Here is a 15,402-nt window from a genome sequence, read left to right on the forward strand (position 1 = left end):
GTATTCCTATATCCATGCCTTGATAGAAGGGGTGGGTGTCTTCCTGCCGTCCGGGAACGACCGGCGGCCGGCGCTAACCTTTGACGGCGCCGGAGAGCAGCCCTGAGCTGATTCGGCGTTGCAGCAACGCGAACACCAGCAGACCCGGCAGGGTCGCCAGCAACGCGCCGGCCGCGAGCGGACCGAGGGCGACGATGCCTTCGGAACCGACGAATCGGGCCAAGGTCAGCGGCAGCGTCGCCAGATGGGGGTTCTGCAGCAGGACCAGGGCGAAGAAGAACTCGTTCCAGGCCGAGATGAAGGTGAACAGCACCGTGATCGCGATGCCCGGGCCCAGCAGCGGCAGTACGACGGAGACGAGGGTGCGCAGCTTACCCGCGCCGTCCACCGCCGCGGCCTGCTCCAGCTCTACCGGGATGGTCCGCACGTAGGACTGCAGCATCCACAGCGCGAACGGCAGCAGCCAGACGAGGTAGGCGAGGATCAGCCCGATCAGACTGTCCCCGATGCCGAGCTGCTGCAGGATCAGGAACAGCGGCACCACGACGAGGATCACCGGGAAGACCTGGCTGACCAGGATCCACACCAGCGACACCCGGCGTAGCACGGTGCGGTACCTGGCCAGCGCGTACGCCGCGGGCACCGCTACCACCGTGGTCAGCAGCGAGGAGGCGACCGAGACGCGCAGGCTGTTCCACGCCGCCCGCACCAGATTCTGCTCACGGAAGGCGGTGCTGAAGTTGGAGAGCGTCGGCTCGCGCGGGATCAGCGTCGGATGCAGCGAGACCAGTTCCGGCGCCGACTTGAACGCCGTGGACAACAGCCACAGCAGCGGGAAGCCGAGGAAGACCACGTATCCGGCCAGCGCCACGTACTGCAGAAGGCGGCCGACGGGCCCCCGGCGCAGCGCCGGGCTCGTGGAAGAGTGGTCGGCCATCAGGTCTCCTTCATCCGGAGGCGCAGGTACACGCCGAGCAGTGCGAGGATCAGCAGGACCATGGCGTCGCCCATGGCGGCCGCGTAGCTGAAGTCCCCGTACTTGAAGGCCTCGTTGTACGCCAGCAGCATCGGCAAAGTGGTCTTGCCTGCCGGTCCGCCGTCGGTGAGGACGTACACCAGGCCGAAGGAGTTGAAGTTCCAGACGAAGTCCAGCGAGGTGATCGTCGCGATCACCGGCCCCAGCTGGGGGAGGGTGATGTGGCGGAAGCGCTGCAGGCTGCCGGCGCCGTCCACCGTGCCCGCCTCGTAGAGCTCGCCGGGGATGGACTGCAGTCCGGCCAGCAGCGAGACGGTGGTCTGCGGCATCCCCGCCCACACGCCGACGACGATGATCGCCGGGAAGACGGTGGCGGTCTGGCCGAGCCAGTTGGTGCCGCCGCCGGTGATGTGCAGCTTCATCAGGATCTCGTTGAGCAGGCCGGCGTCCGGGTTGTAGACCAGCTGCCACATGATCGCCACGATGACCGGCGGCATCGCCCAGGGCACGAGCGCCAGGGTGCGGGCCAGCCAGCGCATCCGCAGCCGCTCGTTGAGCAGCAGAGCGAGACCGAGCGCGAGGCAGAACTGCAGCACCGTCACGGCGAAGGCCCATATCAGGCCATTGCGGAACGCTTGCCAGAAGTACGTGTCGTGCCACAGCCTCACGTAGTTGTCGAAGCCGTTGAAGCGCGAGGTGATGTCGTAGCCGGCCTTCGTGTCGGTGAAGCCGAGCCAGATGCCGCGCAGCAGCGGGTAGACGCTGAACAGCGCGATCGGTATCAGGGCCGGGGCCATGAACAACCAGGCCTCGCGGCGAGTGCGTATGCGTAGCCCGCCGCTCTTGCCGCCCTGGCGTCCCTGGGAACCACGCCCGGGCGGGCGGCTCCGCCGGCCGGCGCTCCTGCCCGCGGCCGGCGTCGGCGTCGCACTGCCCAGCTCGGTACCGAGGCCGCTCATGGCTCACCTCTCATGAGTTCGGCCGGCTCCGCCGGCCGCCGTGTCCCCGAGGACGCGGCGCTCGTGCCGCCGGCCGTCGACTCGCGCACCACCAGGCGCGGCGGCACGGTGCAGCGCCGCGGCGGCAGTTCCGGGTCCTCGATCCGCTCGAGCAGCAGCCGGGCCGCGGTGGCGCCGCGCTCGGCGGCTCCGGTGGAGACGCTGGACAGCGGCGGGTTGCACATCGCCGCCAGGTCCGTGTCGTCCATGCCGGTCACGGCCACGTCGTCGGGGACGCGCAGTCCGTGCTCGGCGAGCGCGCGCAGCGCGCCCATCGCGATCAGGTCGTTCGAGCACGCGATCGCGTCGATGGCGCCGGGAGCGGTGCGGGCCAGCAGGCGGCGCACCGCTTCGAGCCCGGCGACGTGGGTGAAGTCCGCGCTCACCTCCACCGGAGCGGCATCCACATCCAGGCCCGCCGCGGTCATCGCCTCGGCGAAGCCGGTCCACCGGGCCACGCCGGGCACCGTGTCGATCGGGCCGTTGACCAGCGCGATCCGCCTCCGCCCGGTGGCGACGAGGTGTTCGACGGCGAGCCGCATGCCCTGCCGGGTGTCGGTGCGCACGTTGTCGATCGGCACCTCGTCGGGCAGCAACCCGATGACGACGGTGGGGATGGTGAGCCGCGTGATCTCGGCGAGCAGCTCGCTGCCGACACGCAGGGACTGCAGGATCAGCCCGTCCACGTACCCGTGCCGCATGGTGCCGAGCAGGTCGAGCTCGGCGCCGAGGTCGGCCTCGGTGGAGTGCAGCACGAGCCGGTAGTCGGTGGTGCGCAGCGACGCGTCGATGGCGCGCATCATCGCGACGTACACCGGGTTGCCGACGTCGGCGACGGCGAGCGCGAGCTGGTTCGTGCGCCGCGCGCGCAGCGAGCGGGCGAAGGCGTCCGGCACATACCCGGTCCGCGCGACCGCGTCGATGACCCGGCTCTCCATCTCAGGGCTCGCCGGCATCCCGTTGAGCACCCGGGAGACGGAGGCGACCGACACACCCGCCAGCTTCGCCACGGTGGCGAGGGTCGGACGCACCGACGGATCCTGCATGGATGTCCCCTTAGTCCCATTTACGGTGCAACGTCACCAAGAATCCGGAAAGCGTTCCGTGAAATCGTTCTTGTAAACGTTCTCGCACAGGGTGGCACGCACGCTCGTGAAGCGTCAAGGGTCGGCCGACGGCGCGGAGCCTGGAACGTCGCTGGAGGTCAGGGGCCTTAAACAGGGGACGAGGGTGCCCGCCGGGTCGGGTCGGGCCGGGGCCGGCGGGCACGTGCTGTGGCGTGAAACGCTGGTCGGCGCCCATGAACGGCTGGATCCAGCTCGGCCTGGCGGTGGGCGCGGGCTGTCTTCGAAGACGCCTCGGCACCGACGCGACTGTTCGTGCTCACCGCGTGGCGGATCAGACCACTGACGATCGCACGCGTCGGTGTGTCAGGTCGATCTCATCGACGCGCACTCTGCGCGGGTCTCCGGCTTCGAGTGTGCGGTGGAGGCTGTCCTGATGGACCAGGCCCTCGATCGAGGTGTCGGCGGAACCGTGCTGAAAGCGGCCGTGCGGCGCGTACGGCACGGTGCCGCACGTAACCGACGTGGCTGGTCACCGCCGGGAAGAGCTGCCGCCGTCGAAGTCGAGCAGTTCGTCTGCCGGTGTGCGGTTGCCCGTCGTGGCGGCGACCGCCATGGCCGCGGCGGCGGTGTGCCATGCCGTCGCCGGGGGCACGACGAGGAGAATGTGATGATCGTCGATCCCTCGGCTGAGGGTGATGGTTCCCGTGCTGGTGGCCAGCCAGCCGATCCTGACCGTGTCGCCGTTCGCGGCGATGGAGCGCGGGACGTCTCCCCATGCGGCGGTATCCAACGCGACTCGGCGGATGCGGCCCAGTCGCAGGCTGAGAGCTGTGATCAGATCCGGCAGTTCGAGCGCGATGTCGTTCGACCGGGGCCACCACGCCCCGTCGAACAGGCCGCTGCCGCTCATCGTGGGTTCGAGGGACAGGCGTGGCAGGTAGCCGGCTCCCAGAGGGGGGTGTCCCGGCTGCCAGGTCGCGAAAGAGAACAAGTACTTCGACATGCGGGGCGGCGCCCGTCTGGTCTGCTGGAGGAGACCGGTTGTGAACCCAGGCGGACACCGATGCGGATACCGATGTGTGACTCGTCCTCGGTTGCGCATCAGTCTACGCCTGAATTCCGTCACTGAGCGGGAAAGTTCGTCGGCAGGCTGTTCGACGGTGCCTTCCAGCGTTTCTAGACGTCGGCGAAAGCCTCCATCGGGCTGGAATAGCAGCGCAACGTCTTCGCCGGATCGGTGATGCGGAGAATTCTGCGAAGGGTCGGCCCGGCTGCGCAGAGGCGTAGCCAGCCCTCGGCTTCCTGTGCCTGGCGGTGGAAGCGCAGTAGCGTACTCGCGCCCGTGCTGTCACAGAACGACAGCTGGGCCAGGTCCGCGGCCACCTGCTGGTTGTGTGAGAAGTCCAGTACCCCGCTGCAGGCGGCGTCGAGCGTCGGTGTCGTCGACAGGTCCAGATAGCCCTTCAAGGTGACTACCGCTCCCTGCAGCGTGTCGTGGACTGTGACACGCAGACTGCCCGGGGGTGTCCCCTCGGCCGCTGAGAACCTGCGTCGGCGCCGCGGATCAGGCTGAGTGGTGCTGTTCATGGGGTTCCTTCTCGCTTCAGGATCATGCGTGCTGCACGCCCTCTGAGGTGACCCTCGGTCGCAAACGCGTGCGGCCCACCGTCGATGTGCGGTGGGAATGGTGCCAGCCTTCGTTGTCGCGATGCTTCAAGCGGAATGAAGACGTGAACGCCTTCGGGCGTTCGAAGCTATAACGCGACTGTTACCCCGGTCCGAATGCCTACGAGGCATTGGATACCGCGCCATCGAGACCCGTTCGGCTGACTGACGTGACCCCACTGTACCGCGAGCGGTGCGCTGATAACGGGTATCGGCGCGCCTTCTGATCTGTATGTTCTCAAACACGGCCGTTACTGCTACTGTCGCTGAAAGTGCCGCCTCCCAGAAGCGGCAGACCCTCCGGCGCCGCGGAGTCTTCCGACTCCGTCTTCTCCGGTCCGGCCGTGGTCGCCCAGACAATGCGATCGCCTCGAAGTCTCGTGTCGGGCCAGGATTTGATCGCCTCGCTCGATGATCGGCCACTCGACCACGCCGGTCTTCGCCGAGTCGGCGGCGATTCCCCTCACCTGGGACTGCCGAGGCTGCGACCGGCTCGCGGGCCTGGACCCGGACAATCCCCCGGCCCAAGTGTTCACGGGCCCGTTCAAATCCCATCTGGCCTACGTCCGCGACCGACGCAGTGCGGCCGAAGCCGAGGCCATCCTCGACGAGGCGCTCACCAAGCTGCGCACCGCGGCCTGATCGCCTGATGGTGCCGCCGCCTGCGTGATCTTCCTGGAAGCTGTCCCGGCGGGCATCGACCCCGATGGTGGTCGCGATCTGCACGCCTGGGAGATCACCTCCAGGGCGGACCGCCGGATCAGCGCGTCACCAGAACGGGCTAAGGGTCCCGCCATTGAGCCGTCCGGCCGCAGAGAACGAAGCTCGGCTCGTCCATCACCGTGAGGCCGCCATCGCACCTGCTCATTCAACGCGGCGGTCGTGTGCTCGGACGTCGTGACGGAGATGCTCCAGAGCACATCTGTCGTACCGGCCCCGAAAAATCTGTAGCAGTCGTGGTAGACATTCGCTTCCTCCGTGGGTAGGGTTTCTTGCGTAGCAACAAGCGGTCAAGGAGGCGCGGCAGACACGAACTGGCGCGAAGTACGGAAAAGTAGCAGGACGGCATTGGGGTTCCGGGGCTGGTAGTGCTGGTTGGCGCCGGGGCCGATGGCCGGGCCGTGCAGGCCCGGAGCTGCCGGAGCAGTACCGCTGGTGAAGATCCAGCATCCCGTGTGGCAGTACACGAAGAAAAGAGGAGCGAACACCATCAGGATCGCCCGGACGGTACATGGTGTCCGGGCGGGCAGGTCAGGCCCCGGATTGGAAGGTGGTCCCCGGTCAAGAATCCGAAAATCCCCGCACGCCGCCCTACCCCAGGGTGCTCGCGGGAGAAGTAAGCCGGCGTGTTCAGCCGGTACGTAGATGGTGTTATCCCCCAAGGGCCCGGTGCCATGGCACCGGGCCCTTCCTCACGTCTCATCCCACAAAGGGCGTGATCGCCGTCAGCGAGCGGGGCGGAGAGGATGCCCAGGTGATCGTCGGTTATTCGGATTGACGGGAGGAACGAGGCGCCGGATGCGCACAGGGGTGATCGAACGGCAAGTGCTGATGACGCACGTCCACTCGGGCGACCCCGGAGGGTCCACTGTTCCGATTCAGGTCGACCTCCACTGGGCGGCTGCCGCCCCGTGGTCGGTCCGGGTCGGGTTCCGCCGTGACGGCGAGCAGGTGTTCTGGAAGTTCGGATTGGATGTGCTGGCCGCCGCGCTGGTGCGGCCACAGGCAGGTGCGGCCGAGGACGGGCTGAAGGTGGTCTGGACCTGCGGACGTCAGCGTGAGGCTGCTTTCCTGGTCCGGGTCGAGGACCCGGCCGGAGGGCTTGGTTGGTTGGAAGCTCGGACGACGGACGTGGCCGAGTTCCTTGCCGATGCGCTCAGAGCGATGGCCATCCGGACCGCGACGGAGTAGCGGCCCCGCGGCGGCGTGCCCGCCGCAGGGCATGGATTGCCAAGGCCCTTGGGAACTCACACCAGAGCAGAGCCGACTTTGAAGGGGATCCGAGCACGCCTGGGCGATGACCGGGTGTGGCGCCTGCTCGCCGGCGAGGGCCGGGTCTGGCCCCCGCTCGCCGGCGAGGACCGGTTCAGGCGGCGGCGCGGGCGCGCCGGGATGAGGTGTTCGTCTGTGCGGTACGGGTCTTGTTTTGCGTGGTGCGGGTCTTGTCATGGGCGGTGCGGCCGCGCCGCTTACCACCGCCGCTGGTGGGGCCGGTGTACCGCGGGCGTTCGATGACGGGGTTGGGGATCGTGACGGGTATCCCGGTCGGGATGCGGGCTCCGGTGATGGCGGTGAGTTCGGCGTCGCCGGAGCTGACGTGGGTGGTGCGCGGGGTGATGCCGGCGGTGGCCATCATGCGGGTCATGTCACGCCGCTGGGTGGGCAGGACCAGGGTGACGACGGTGCCGGCCTCCCCGGCCCGGGCGGTGCGGCCCCCGCGGTGCAGGTAGTCCTTGTGGTCGGTGGGCGGGTCGACGTTGACGACCAGGTCCAGGCCGTCGATGTGGATGCCGCGGGCCGCGACGTTGGTGGCGATCAGGGCGGTCACCTGGCCGTTGCGGAACTGCTCCAGGGTGCGGGTGCGCTGAGGCTGGGACTTGCCGCCGTGTAGCGCGGCGGCTTTCACCCCGTTGGCCAGCAGGTCCCGAACGAGGCGATCGGCACCGTGCCGGGTGTCGGTGAACATGATCACGGCACCGTCGCGGGAGGCGATGTGGGCGACGGTCGCGCTCTTGTCGTCGCTCTGTACATGGAGCAGGTGATGCTCCATGGTGCCGACTGTGGCGGCCGCGGGGTCCACGGAGTGGACGGCGGGATCGGTGAGGAAGCGGCGGACCAGGCGGTCGACGTTGCGGTCCAGGGTCGCCGAGAACAGCATGGTCTGTCCGCCCGGGGCGACTTGCTCGAGCAGCTCGGTGACTTGCGGCAGGAATCCCATGTCGGCCATCTGGTCGGCCTCGTCCAGGACGGTGACCGTGACATGGCCCAGATCGCAGTCGCCGCGTTCGATCAGGTCCTTCAGGCGGCCCGGGGTGGCCACGACGATCTCGGCGCCGCCCCGCAGGGCCTGGGCCTGGCGGCCGATGGACATGCCGCCGACGACGGTCGCCATTCGGAGCCGGACGGCGCGGGCATAGGGGGTGAGGGCCTCGGTGACCTGCTGCGCGAGCTCCCGAGTGGGGACCAGGATCAGGGCCAGCGGCCGGCGCGGCTCGGCGCGCCGCCCGGCGGTCCGGGCGAGGACGGCCAGGCCGAAGGCGATGGTCTTGCCGGAGCCGGTGCGTCCCCTGCCCAGGACGTCGCGTCCGGCCAACGAGTTCGGAAGGGTGCAGGACTGGATCGGGAACGGAGTGGTGACGCCGTGGCTGCTCAATGCGGTCAGCAGCGCGGCCGGCATCTCGAGCTCGCTGAAAGCCTGCACGGCGGGAAGCGCGGGTGTGGTGCCGACCGGTAGCGCGAACTCGGTTTTCGCGGTCGAGCCCCGGCGGCCGACCGGAGCGCCGGCCCGGCGGCCGTCACCGGCCCGGCGGCCGTCACCGGACCGGCGTCCGGCACCGGACGGACGCGACGCCGAGCCGCCGTGTTGAAGGGGATCACGCCCGAGGGAGCGGCTGGAACGAGTCATTGGAAAACCTTCCTCATTGGGCACGTATCGAGGAGGGCTCCGCGCCGCGGCGGGACCGCGGGGGAGACGACACGAACGAGCCGGAAAAGTCGCCGGTCGGCGGGGCCGCGTGGGTACCTGCCGCCGGTGGTGCTGCTGGCCGGCCCCGATGCGCGGGACCGGATGAGAGATGGGCTGGGGCTGCTTGCCCGAACCGGGCGTGAGCACGGTGAAGGCGGGATCCTCGGGGCAGCCGCGGCGGTGAGGCTAGATCGGTCGGATGTTCTCGGCGTGCGAACCCTTGGGGCTCTGCGTGATGTCGAACTCGACTCTCTGGCCCGCATACAGCTCGCGGAGGCCCTCGACGATGATGTTCGAGAAATGGGCGAACACGTCAGGGCCGCCGTCGTCCTGCTCGATGAAACCGAAGCCCTTTTCGGCTTTGAACCACTTCACAGTGCCGGCAGCCATGTATACGTCTCCTTGGTGGGGTTTGTGCCGAAACCCGCGTTCGCGCGTTTCACGCCGCCGTGATGACGACCACCCCGGAAACAGCCCGGGACACGAAGATGCGCCTGTCGGTCACAACCGCCAGGCGCACATAAGTTCATGGGAACCACAACTGCAACACTGTGACTCTACCACTGTGAGCTTGATACCGGGCCGTTTTCGGCAACGCGTGAACACTGTGTTCGGTATCAGGTATGCACGATGCCCCGAATGGTCGAACTGCTTGCGGCTGCCGTCGTGTCTCCTCAGTGTGCGCCGGCCGGCGGCGGGTTGGCGGGAGGGCCTGTCGTGGGCGTCCTTCGGAGGCGCACCTCGAGTACCGGCTGGCGAAAATCTACAGCGGCTGGAGTAGACATGGCACAGCCGCCTAGGTAGTGTTCCTGTCGTAACAACAACAATCGAAAAGGCGCGACAGACACGAACTGGCGCGGATCCGCCGAAGTAGTACTGCATGCGCAGTACGCGGAACGGCAGGCGAGAACGCAGTATCCCGTCTGGCAGCACACGAAGAAACGAGGAGCTGACACCATCAGGATCGCCCGGAACGCGTGCAGTGTCCGGGTGGGCGACTCAGTCCCGGATGGGAAGGTGATTTCCGGTCACACCTCCGAGATCCCCGCACCAGCCGCGCCAAGCGGCCCGGCGGAACAGTGAGCCGGCGTTCAGCTGGCAGATAGATGGTGTTGAACCTCACCGGGCCCGGTGCCACACGGCACCGGGCCGCTCCGCGTGTCATGCCACAGAGCAGACCGAAGAGGTGCAAGTGACAGGTAGTACCAGCTCCACCCCGGCCGACCGGCTGGACGATGACGACTATCCCGCCTACACCATGGGCCGGGCCGCCGAGATGATCGGCGCCACCCCGGCGTTCCTGCGGGCGCTGGGCGAGGCGAAGCTGATCGTGCCGCTGCGTTCCGCCGGCGGTCACCGCCGCTATTCCCGCTACCAGCTGCGAATCGCCGCCCGAGCCCGCGAGCTCGTCGACGCCGGAACCCCCATCGACGCCGCGTGCCGCATCATCATCCTGGAAGACCAGCTCGAAGAAGCCCAACGCCTCAACGCCGAACTTCGTCAGCACAACGAAGCCGGTACGTCGGCGACCGACGGCGCCTGACCCGAGCCGGACCCCGAGCCCATCGGCGTGCAGCCACGGGAACGACGTAGGCGGTCGGGCGCAGGGCGGCGCGGCCCGCAGCCGGGCCGGGCGGCGTCGGCCCGCGTCAGGTCGTCGAGGGGGCCGAGGGGGCCGAGGGATCTCGGCCGGCTCCGGTGTCGATGAGGATCTGCTCGGCTCCGGCGGCGTTGCCCGGCAGGACTGCCTGGGCCATGGCGGCCCGTGCCGCCTCCGGGGTCGCGTGCGGTGGCACCACCAGCAACGAGAAGTAATCTTGGTCCCCGCGAGTGATCAGCACGGTGTCGTCCCCGACCGGATACGAGTCGATGCGTACCACCCGATCGTCGACGACCAGCCGGGTCGGCAGTTCCTCCCAGGCCTCTCTGTCGAGCCCGACACGCGTGATGGGGCCGATGTGCCGGGTCAGGGCGCTGACCAAGGCGGGCAGTTCGGCAAGGATGTGGCGGGATCGTGGCCACCAGGCTCCGTCCAGGACGCCGGTGCGGGATTCAGTCGTCTCCAGCCGCAACAGGGCGGTTCCCGGCCTCATGGCCGTATGGACGCCACTCGGCAGAAGCCCGCCGGCGGGGGGTGTCTCGGATTCGGCCATCGTGGTTGCGCCTGTCTTCAGGTCCGGCTGCTCGGCGAATCTCGTGGATCCTTTTAAGACACTACGCTACCGAATACGGCAAGCGCTCCTTCTTCCCGGTATGTTCTCGATCAAATGTATGTATTACTTCTGCGGTCTTCAACCACTTTGACGCGCCGCCGGAGACCGGAACCTGGGCGGCGCCGCAGGTGGTGGACCAGGTCCGCGCGGAGTTCTGCTTCGGCCTGAACGCTCTGAGATCTGTGCTACAGTGATCTTGTTGCAGTAGTGGTACCCATGAACTTAGTGTGCGCCTGATGCTTTGCGGCTTCAGGCGTCTTTTGTTTCTTCCGGAGTCCTCCGGTGGGGTCATTTCAGCGACTGGGGCTCCGCGCGGTGCGGAGAGCCCTTCGTACCCCACACCGAGGAGGAAAGATCATGACTACCGGTACCGTGAAGTGGTTCAACGCGGAAAAAGGCTTCGGGTTCATCGAGCAGGACGGCGGCGGCGCCGACGTCTTCGCGCATTTCTCGAACATCGCCGCCAGCGGCTACCGCGAACTGCACGAGGGCCAGCGGGTGAGCTTCGAGGTCACGCAGGGCCAGAAGGGCCCGCAGGCCGAGAACATCGTCCCGGCGTGATCGCGGACAGGGAAGCCCGGATTTCCGGATGATCCTTGAGTGCGGCCCGGAACCTGATCCAGGTTCCGGGCCGCACTTTCCGTTGCCGGACGACCTGCCCGGTCAGCCGGAGCCGATCCGACGGGGCTCGACCGCAGCGCTCAGCTGCCGCCTCGACCCCTGGCGCCGTGTCAGGCGGCCGTGCGGAGTGATCACCGTGGCGTGGACTCGGGGCGCTTCGGCCGTGCCTGGCAGACGAACCGGATGCGCCGCGTGTGCGTGCGTGTCCCGTGTTAGCGGCGTGTGATCGCGGTCGGGGATGCTCGGCGCATGGCTAACCAACCCGCTTACGAGGTGGCGAAGAACATCTGGCGCATTCCGGCCGCCGCGTTCGACTTCGTCAACATCTACGCCCTGGTCGAGGACGACGGTGGCGTCACGCTGGTCGACACCGGTGTGAAGAGCTCGCAGAAACGGACGGTCGCGGGGCTGGCCGCGATCGGGAAGACGGTGCGGGACGTTCAGCGGATCGTGCTGACGCACGCGCACAGTGATCACGCCGGCAACGCGGCGCACTTGACGGAGGAAGCCGGGTTGGAGGGCGTGGCGATCAGCGCGATCGACGCGCCGTTCGCCCGGCTGGGACAGGCGCCGGGGCGGGATCCGTCGACGCGCCTCGGGCGGCTGCTGAACCGGATGTCGAAGCCGGGCAAGGACTTCCCGGCGGTGGTGGTCGGTGAGGAGTTCGCCGACGGGGACGTGTTGCCCATCGCCGGCGGGCTGCGGGTGGTGCACACGCCCGGGCACACGCCGGGGCACGTGGCGCTGATGCACGAGGGGACGGGGGTGCTCATCACCGGGGACTCCATCTGGAATGTGCGCAAGCTGAGTTTCGGCGTGCGGGGATTCTGCAGCGACATCATGCTGAACCGGCGGACGGCGCACGTGCTGGGCGAGATGGACTACGAGGTCGCGGCGTTCACGCATGGGCCGCACGTCAGCGACCGTGCGCGGGAGCGGGTGCGGGGATACCTGGCGGACGCGGTGAAGGCGGGGAAGCTCAGTGAGTAGGAGTGACGCGATGTATGTGACCAGTCATCAGGCGCTGGCCGCGGGGTCGGCGGATCCGGTCGCGGTCGCGGCCGAACTGCGCGACCGGGCGGAGATCCTGGACGCGCTGTATCGGTTCGGGCTCGGGCAGGACTTGGCGGACCGGGAGTTGTTCGCCTCGGCCTTCACCGAGGACGCCGAACTGGACTTCCGGCCCGCGGCCGCGAAGTGGGACGCCGAGCCGCCGCTGATGACCGGCCGCGCCGCGATCGTGGACACGATCCTGGCGCTGTTCGCCGACCGCGTGGACACCACGCACCAGGTGACCAACGCCCGCATCGCGGTCGACGGCGACACGGCGCGGCTCACGGCCCTGGTCGAGGCGCAGCACCTGCTGAGCGCGGACCACGCGACGTACGCGCTGCTGAAGAACCCGTACGACGTGGAGCTGGTCCGGGACGGGGACCGGTGGTTGATCCGCCGGATGCGGATCGACAACGCGTGGTTCGCGGGGGAGCCGAAGGCGATCTTCGGCTGAGGGTCGCGGGCGGCCGACCCGCGGCGGCGGAACAGCGAAGCGCCAAGGCGGCACGGCGGCGGGCGATCTTCGGCGGAGCGGCCGCCGGCTCACGCGGCTGACCGCACCCGCCGAACCTCCCGCGCAGCGCGCAGACTCGGCCCTGAGGGCGGTCCCGAGGACGTCGGCGAGGGCGTTCCCGAGGGCGGCGGCGAGGGCTTGGGCGCATCAGGCGCGGGCTCGCGTGCGGCAACCGGACCCGCCGCTCCCTCGCGCACCACTGCGCGCTGCTTCAGGCTCAGGCCCCTGCCACGTCCCGTATCTTCGCTCCGCTGCGCCGCGTCGACCATCCGTGCGCTCAAAGCCGCAGCCCGGTGCCAGTACCCCAGTACTCGCAGGATCGGCAGCGCGGCCCCCGCGACGTCGATCCCGGGACGCGTCCGGCCCAGCGCCACCGCCTGGCCGGCCAGCGCCGCGAGGTTGTCGCGCTCACCGTTCAGCCAGGACTGTGCCTCCTGCTCGTCGGCCCACGTCGCGCGCGTGGGCGAGACATACTGCTCGTAGCGGCGCACTCCCGCCGCGCTCGCCGCGTGCAGATAGCACTCGACGAGCCGGTCCAGCGCAGCGGTCCGGATATCAGCACTCTCCGTCGTGGCGAGTTGTGCGGCGTGCTCCCGGATGAGATCGTGCATCCGGTACCGGCCCCGCGTCACCTCTTCGAGCAGGTGATGGTCTTCGAGGTCTTCCACGAGCCGCCGCGCCGCCGGGAGGTCGGTCTGAGCGAGCGCCGCGGCCGAGCGCGCGTCGAAGACGGTCCCCGGGAACAGCCCGAGCCGGCGGAACATCACCTGGGCTTCCGCGCACAGCGCACGATACGACAGATCGAAGGCAGCCGCCGCCGACACGTCCTCGGCGACCAGCGCTGCCAGCCGCCGACGTTCGCGCACCAGGTCCCCGATCAGGTCGCGCACCGTCCAGGCCGGGTGGTGCCGCAGCCGGCTGGCCAGCAACTGCATCGCCAAAGGCAGGTGGCCGCACAGCCGCACCAACTCCGCGACGTCCGGATCAGCGCCGGACAGCACCGCGCGGCCGGCTTTCGCAAGGAAGAACTCTGCGGCCTCCTCGGGCGCCATCACCCCGAGGGCGACCGGATCCGCGCAATCCAGGCCCACCAGCCGGCGCCGGCTCGTGACGATGGTCGCGGTGCCGGGGAAGCGCGGGATCAGCGACGAGACCTGCGCGCTGTCGTGCACGTCGTCGAGCACGAGCAGAAGCCGGCGGCCGGCGACCCGGTCGCGCCACAGCGCCGCTCTGGCCTCGAATCCCTGCGGTATCCGATCATCGGCCACTCCGACGGCCGGCAGCAGGGCGGCCAGGACGTCGGCGGGCTCGGCCGGGGCGCGGGAGGCGCTGTGGCCGTACAGCGAGGCGAAGATCTGACCGTCGGGGAAGGCCGACGCGAGCAGATGGGCGGCGTGGACCGCGAACGCGGTCTTGCCGACGCCCGGCATCCCGCTCACCGAGTGGATCGCCGCCGGGCCGCCGTTCGCGGCGACGCGACCCGCGGCCACGACCCGGTCCAGGTCTGCCGAGCGGCCGATGAAGGCCACGACGTCCCACGGGAGGCGCGCGCCGGGGGCCTGCGGCACAGGCGACTGGTCGCGGACTGCTGAAGCCTTTCGGGTGCGCGGAGCGGAGAGGACCTCAGCTTGAGCCTGCCGTGCCGCCGCTCCCGGCTCGATCCCCAAGTCGTCGACGAGCCGGCGGCGCAGCTCCTGGAACACCTCCAGCGCCTGTGCGCCGCGTCCGGTCTGATGCAGAACCCTCATCAACAACACGGCGAGGTTCTCGTCCAGCGGATACAGGTGCACCAGCGCCGTCAGGCGGGCGGCGGCGCCTTCCAGGCGTCCCAGGCGCAGCAGCGCGTCGAAATGCCACTCGGCGAGGTCGACGTGGTTCCGGACGAGCCGGGCCGCCTGCGGCTTGAGCGCGTCCGGCGGCACCTCGCCCAACGGCGTCCCGCGCCACAGGTCCAGGCCGCGGCGCGTGTGCCGCTCGACACCGGCCCAATCCTGCGCGCGCCGCGCGTCGGCGGCCGAGCGGTACGCCGCGTGGAAGTCGTCGACGTCGAGTTCGCCGGCGGTCAGCGTGAGCCGGTACGTGTTGTGCGCCGCGGTCAACCGGACCGCGTCGGTGTCCCGCAGCGTCCGGCGCAGCCTGGCCACGTGGTTGTGCAGCGAGGCGTCCGAGCGGGCCGGCGGCTCGTCGGCCCAGAGCACGTCGGTCAGCGCGCTCGTGGACACCTGATGGTTCGCCTGCAGCGCCAGGGCGGACAGGAGAGCTTGGAGCTTGGCTCCCGGGACCGGGATCACCTCGTCGCCGTCGCGCACTTCGAGGGGGCCGAGCAACGAGATGCGCATTCGCTGATCGTAATCCGAGTCCACGCTGTGGGCCCCGCCCTTCGAGGAGGTCAGCGGTGTGTTATCGACATGTGATCAGGTACGGCATGTCCTCGCCATGGCTGACCGCAGCCCATGCGCGGCCGTAGCACCCAAGCCGACACGATGGTGAGTCGTCATCGGGTCGATGTCCGGCCTTAGCGATCTCGTCTCAGGGCCCTCATCGTAGACCGCGATCTTCCTCGGGCACGCTGCGCAATCGGTGCGTCGGTGCTCATGGGAGGCGCAGGAT

The 15,402-nt window shown here is 69.1% G+C and carries 15 protein-coding genes; 6 read left to right on the forward strand and 9 right to left on the reverse strand.

Annotated elements, in window-relative coordinates; translation table 11 throughout:
• Window positions 1–73: 73 nt before the first annotated feature.
• From ABD466_RS05265 to ABD466_RS05285, 5 genes are all read right to left on the reverse strand, one after another.
• Window positions 74–937, reverse strand: coding sequence for a carbohydrate ABC transporter permease (locus tag ABD466_RS05265; protein WP_344655786.1), 864 nt, complete (start codon window positions 935–937; stop codon window positions 74–76).
• Entirely contained in the window at window positions 937–1,935 is a 999-nt protein-coding gene (locus ABD466_RS05270) for a carbohydrate ABC transporter permease (RefSeq protein WP_344655787.1), read from the reverse strand. Before ABD466_RS05270 ends, ABD466_RS05265 begins: the two co-directional genes overlap by 1 nt.
• Complete coding sequence (locus tag ABD466_RS05275; RefSeq protein WP_344655788.1) at window positions 1,932–3,020, reverse strand: LacI family DNA-binding transcriptional regulator; 1,089 nt, start codon at window positions 3,018–3,020, stop codon at window positions 1,932–1,934. The genes ABD466_RS05270 and ABD466_RS05275 overlap by 4 nt, the downstream gene beginning before the upstream one ends.
• A gap of 550 nt (window positions 3,021–3,570) precedes the next feature.
• The gene (locus ABD466_RS05280; RefSeq protein WP_344655789.1) at window positions 3,571–4,143 is read right to left on the reverse strand and encodes a DUF5994 family protein; all 573 of its coding nucleotides are present in this window, start codon (window positions 4,141–4,143) and stop codon (window positions 3,571–3,573) included.
• A 74-nt stretch (window positions 4,144–4,217) separates the two neighbouring features.
• Window positions 4,218–4,628, reverse strand: coding sequence for an STAS domain-containing protein (locus tag ABD466_RS05285; RefSeq protein ID WP_344655790.1), 411 nt, complete (start codon window positions 4,626–4,628; stop codon window positions 4,218–4,220).
• Between the two features lie 489 nt (window positions 4,629–5,117).
• Here ABD466_RS05285 and ABD466_RS05290 point away from each other — a divergent pair, with 489 nt between their 5' ends.
• Both ABD466_RS05290 and ABD466_RS05295 read left to right on the forward strand, forming a co-directional pair.
• On the forward strand, window positions 5,118–5,348 hold the full coding sequence (locus ABD466_RS05290; protein ID WP_344655791.1) for an RNA polymerase-binding protein RbpA: 231 nt from the start codon (window positions 5,118–5,120) through the stop codon (window positions 5,346–5,348).
• A gap of 876 nt (window positions 5,349–6,224) precedes the next feature.
• Window positions 6,225–6,617, forward strand: a complete 393-nt coding sequence (locus ABD466_RS05295; protein ID WP_344655792.1) for an SsgA family sporulation/cell division regulator — start codon at window positions 6,225–6,227, stop codon at window positions 6,615–6,617.
• A 175-nt stretch (window positions 6,618–6,792) separates the two neighbouring features.
• Here the strand turns inward: ABD466_RS05295 and ABD466_RS05300 are convergent, their stop codons facing one another.
• Both ABD466_RS05300 and ABD466_RS05305 read right to left on the reverse strand, forming a co-directional pair.
• Window positions 6,793–8,331 carry a DEAD/DEAH box helicase gene (locus tag ABD466_RS05300; protein ID WP_344655793.1) on the reverse strand — a complete coding sequence of 513 codons (1,539 nt, stop codon included), beginning with the start codon at window positions 8,329–8,331 and terminating at the stop codon, window positions 6,793–6,795.
• A gap of 246 nt (window positions 8,332–8,577) precedes the next feature.
• Window positions 8,578–8,781 carry a cold-shock protein gene (locus tag ABD466_RS05305; protein WP_344655794.1) on the reverse strand — a complete coding sequence of 68 codons (204 nt, stop codon included), beginning with the start codon at window positions 8,779–8,781 and terminating at the stop codon, window positions 8,578–8,580.
• A gap of 802 nt (window positions 8,782–9,583) precedes the next feature.
• On the opposite strand from ABD466_RS05305, the gene ABD466_RS05310 reads away from it, so the two are divergent.
• Window positions 9,584–9,934 (forward strand): MerR family transcriptional regulator, encoded by a 351-nt coding sequence (locus ABD466_RS05310; RefSeq protein ID WP_425558539.1) that lies wholly within the window; start codon window positions 9,584–9,586, stop codon window positions 9,932–9,934.
• Window positions 9,935–10,040: 106 nt separating this feature from the next.
• Here ABD466_RS05310 and ABD466_RS05315 read toward each other — a convergent pair whose 3' ends face one another.
• The gene (locus ABD466_RS05315; RefSeq protein ID WP_344655795.1) at window positions 10,041–10,544 is read right to left on the reverse strand and encodes a DUF5994 family protein; all 504 of its coding nucleotides are present in this window, start codon (window positions 10,542–10,544) and stop codon (window positions 10,041–10,043) included.
• 417 nt (window positions 10,545–10,961) lie between these two features.
• Between ABD466_RS05315 and ABD466_RS05320 the strand changes: the two genes are divergently transcribed.
• The 3 genes from ABD466_RS05320 to ABD466_RS05330 all read left to right on the forward strand — a co-directional run bounded on the left by ABD466_RS05320 (window position 10,962) and on the right by ABD466_RS05330 (window position 12,732).
• Window positions 10,962–11,165, forward strand: coding sequence for a cold-shock protein (locus ABD466_RS05320; RefSeq protein ID WP_344655796.1), 204 nt, complete (start codon window positions 10,962–10,964; stop codon window positions 11,163–11,165).
• A 309-nt stretch (window positions 11,166–11,474) separates the two neighbouring features.
• Window positions 11,475–12,215 (forward strand): MBL fold metallo-hydrolase, encoded by a 741-nt coding sequence (locus ABD466_RS05325; protein ID WP_344655797.1) that lies wholly within the window; start codon window positions 11,475–11,477, stop codon window positions 12,213–12,215.
• A 10-nt stretch (window positions 12,216–12,225) separates the two neighbouring features.
• Entirely contained in the window at window positions 12,226–12,732 is a 507-nt protein-coding gene (locus ABD466_RS05330; protein ID WP_344655798.1) for a nuclear transport factor 2 family protein, read from the forward strand.
• 89 nt (window positions 12,733–12,821) lie between these two features.
• On the opposite strand, the gene ABD466_RS05335 is transcribed toward ABD466_RS05330, so the two are convergent.
• A complete protein-coding gene (locus ABD466_RS05335) occupies window positions 12,822–15,131 on the reverse strand; it encodes an AfsR/SARP family transcriptional regulator (RefSeq protein ID WP_344655799.1) in 2,310 nt (769 codons plus the stop codon).
• Window positions 15,132–15,402: the final 271 nt, after the last annotated feature.

Origin of the sequence: Catenulispora subtropica, assembly GCF_039531675.1 — a bacterium.
In the GTDB taxonomy this organism is placed as follows: domain Bacteria; phylum Actinomycetota; class Actinomycetes; order Streptomycetales; family Catenulisporaceae; genus Catenulispora; species Catenulispora subtropica.

Bases quoted from the DNA above. Each gene is read 5' to 3' on its own strand.
- ABD466_RS05290 (WP_344655791.1), top strand. From the start codon at position 5,118: ATGATCGGCCACTCGACCACGCCGGTCTTCGCCGAGTCGGCGGCGATT.
- ABD466_RS05275 (WP_344655788.1), bottom strand. From the start codon at position 3,020: ATGCAGGATCCGTCGGTGCGTCCGACCCTCGCCACCGTGGCGAAGCTG.
- ABD466_RS05320 (WP_344655796.1), top strand. From the start codon at position 10,962: ATGACTACCGGTACCGTGAAGTGGTTCAACGCGGAAAAAGGCTTCGGG.
- ABD466_RS05285 (WP_344655790.1), bottom strand. From the start codon at position 4,628: ATGAACAGCACCACTCAGCCTGATCCGCGGCGCCGACGCAGGTTCTCA.
- ABD466_RS05315 (WP_344655795.1), bottom strand. From the start codon at position 10,544: ATGGCCGAATCCGAGACACCCCCCGCCGGCGGGCTTCTGCCGAGTGGC.
- ABD466_RS05270 (WP_344655787.1), bottom strand. From the start codon at position 1,935: ATGAGCGGCCTCGGTACCGAGCTGGGCAGTGCGACGCCGACGCCGGCC.
- ABD466_RS05280 (WP_344655789.1), bottom strand. From the start codon at position 4,143: ATGCGCAACCGAGGACGAGTCACACATCGGTATCCGCATCGGTGTCCG.
- ABD466_RS05325 (WP_344655797.1), top strand. From the start codon at position 11,475: ATGGCTAACCAACCCGCTTACGAGGTGGCGAAGAACATCTGGCGCATT.
- ABD466_RS05295 (WP_344655792.1), top strand. From the start codon at position 6,225: ATGCGCACAGGGGTGATCGAACGGCAAGTGCTGATGACGCACGTCCAC.
- ABD466_RS05335 (WP_344655799.1), bottom strand. From the start codon at position 15,131: ATGCGCATCTCGTTGCTCGGCCCCCTCGAAGTGCGCGACGGCGACGAG.
- ABD466_RS05305 (WP_344655794.1), bottom strand. From the start codon at position 8,781: ATGGCTGCCGGCACTGTGAAGTGGTTCAAAGCCGAAAAGGGCTTCGGT.
- ABD466_RS05300 (WP_344655793.1), bottom strand. From the start codon at position 8,331: ATGACTCGTTCCAGCCGCTCCCTCGGGCGTGATCCCCTTCAACACGGC.
- ABD466_RS05265 (WP_344655786.1), bottom strand. From the start codon at position 937: ATGGCCGACCACTCTTCCACGAGCCCGGCGCTGCGCCGGGGGCCCGTC.
- ABD466_RS05330 (WP_344655798.1), top strand. From the start codon at position 12,226: ATGTATGTGACCAGTCATCAGGCGCTGGCCGCGGGGTCGGCGGATCCG.